Annotated in this window: 3 protein-coding genes; 2 read left to right on the top strand and 1 reads right to left on the bottom strand. The window is 31.4% G+C overall.

What is annotated here, in order from left to right; all coding sequences use genetic code 11:
• A partial coding sequence (locus IQ217_RS18675) for an IS630 transposase-related protein (protein WP_228025703.1) occupies nt 1-111 on the bottom strand: 111 nt, incomplete at its 3' end.
• A 23-nt stretch (nt 112-134) separates the two neighbouring features.
• Here IQ217_RS18675 and IQ217_RS18670 point away from each other — a divergent pair.
• Both IQ217_RS18670 and IQ217_RS18665 read left to right on the top strand, forming a co-directional pair.
• Nucleotides 135-746 carry a hypothetical protein gene (locus IQ217_RS18670; protein WP_194021422.1) on the top strand — a complete coding sequence of 204 codons (612 nt, stop codon included), beginning with the start codon at nt 135-137 and terminating at the stop codon, nt 744-746.
• Between the two features lie 18 nt (nt 747-764).
• Nucleotides 765-1,697: a hypothetical protein gene (locus IQ217_RS18665; RefSeq protein ID WP_194021420.1), complete on the top strand. Its 933-nt coding sequence runs from the start codon at nt 765-767 to the stop codon at nt 1,695-1,697.
• Nucleotides 1,698-1,915: the final 218 nt, after the last annotated feature.

The following is a 1,915-nucleotide window of genomic DNA, read 5'->3' as shown; positions in this document are numbered from 1 at the left end:
GCGATAAATTGTTGCTCTGCCTACCTTAAATATTTTCGAAGCCTTTGTGATTCCACCACCACTCTCGATGAAATCTATAACCTTAATACGTAAATCAAGATCGTAAGTCATGACTGATTTATTTATGAATTCTTGTGTTATTCTTCCAACATGTTACCATACAACTCCAGCAAAACGTCTCAAAACTAAATAAATCAGCTATAACTATTAATCATTCTCTTTTTGACCAAGATACTTTTGAAGAAACTCTTTCAATTTGCAAAGAGGCTCTTGATAATATAGATAGAAATACGCATTATAAAGATGCTGATTATTGGGGGCTATATGAAGCTATCGAGATTTTTTTGTATGGGGGATTAAACCCAAACTTAGATGATGGCGATTTTTGGGGAATACAAGGAGAACAAGGTTTTGATTATGTTTGGGAAGATATGTGTCAAACTTACTTCTTTAAGAAGAACTTTAACCCTATTCAGAATGATTTTAATAAAATTTGCTTCGCAGATACTGATATTCCGATAGTAGGCTATAAAAATAATAGAATTAGAAGTTCTAGACATCATAGACAAGAAAGCGAACAAAATAGAGTGGGTTGTTGGGAAAATAAACATGGTGATCAGTGGTTATATCAAAAAAGAAATCCTGAAATTAGCCATCCTAATAATGGTAAGCCATTGTATTGGCGAGAGCTATTCTGTATTGAATGGGATTTAAAAGCTAGGATATTTCCTGATACACAATATTGAAGTAGTAAGTTAGATTCCATGAATTTGTTGCATCGCTATCCGCAGCCTGATCTAGTTATGACATCAGAGAATTCAGATTATGATGTTGTAGTTATTGACTTTAAGAATATTTCTTTGAAAAAATATGAATATTATGAAAATAAATCTTTAGAAGAAACAGATCAAGGCTACAGAGTAGCTTTAGAAAAACAACTTGGTTATGAATTAGCTTTGCAACAAGCTTTCCCTAAAGCCAATATTGGAAACTTTTTTTTCGTTCCTTTTTATTATACTGATAAACTCGAATCTGAGAAAAATTTTCTAGGAATAATGGAATCCAAATTTAACATTAGAGGTATTGAAATATTTAAGGGAGATTTCAACGTAATACAAACTGTTTATCTGGGCGTTAATGAAGCATCAGATTTTGTCGCACCTAGTTATTCTCACCCATTAAAAAAACATACTCATTCTTCAGTTAAACAAAAAGAACTTATCTTACTAGAAAATGAAGTTTTAAAAAGCAATTATGTTCCTTTAATTTCTTTTCAAAATGAGGCACAAAGAAAAAATGCTACAAATTATATTCTTGAACAAGTAGAAATTTTTTTCAAAGATATTCAAGTAGATATTCCAAATCTTATAGAGTCTTACTTTCCATATTCACAAAGTATTATTCATAAAGAATTTAGCAAAGTAGGCATAGAATATTTTTATGATAATTTATTTTACGATTTAGGAGAAAAAAAAGAAGACAGAGAGGACAATGGAAGATTAAAAGTTAAAGTTAAATGGTGTATAACTTTTCATATTGATTCTACTCCGATTCAAGTTCCTCAACTTAAAATACCCAACTCTGATTTATGCCGTAGTTTTGGGACAATAGACATTCTTGGCACGCCGATTCTTTATTATGTTTATTTTACTCTTCCAGAGATCTTGAACATAATTATTAAGGACAAAAAGCTCTGACTGAGAGGGTGTTTAGAAGTCGGCTGAAGTGGAGAAAAGTAAAAACTTTCACGAGAGTGATCTAAATTTTGTGTAATGAGGAAAATTAAAGGGGAGCATCCCACTTTTGCAAAAGTCTTACTGGGCAAACTGTCAAGCAATTCTCAAAGCCTTATTCTGAAACGCATCCAAGTATAAGTATTTATACTTAAAATCATTGAGCTGGAAAAAATGGGATG

The organism is Synechocystis salina LEGE 00031, assembly GCF_015207985.1.
GTDB lineage: Bacteria > Cyanobacteriota > Cyanobacteriia > Cyanobacteriales > Microcystaceae > Synechocystis > Synechocystis salina.
Note: the sequence above shows the minus strand (reverse complement) of the source record. Positions and strands in the feature narration are given on the sequence as shown.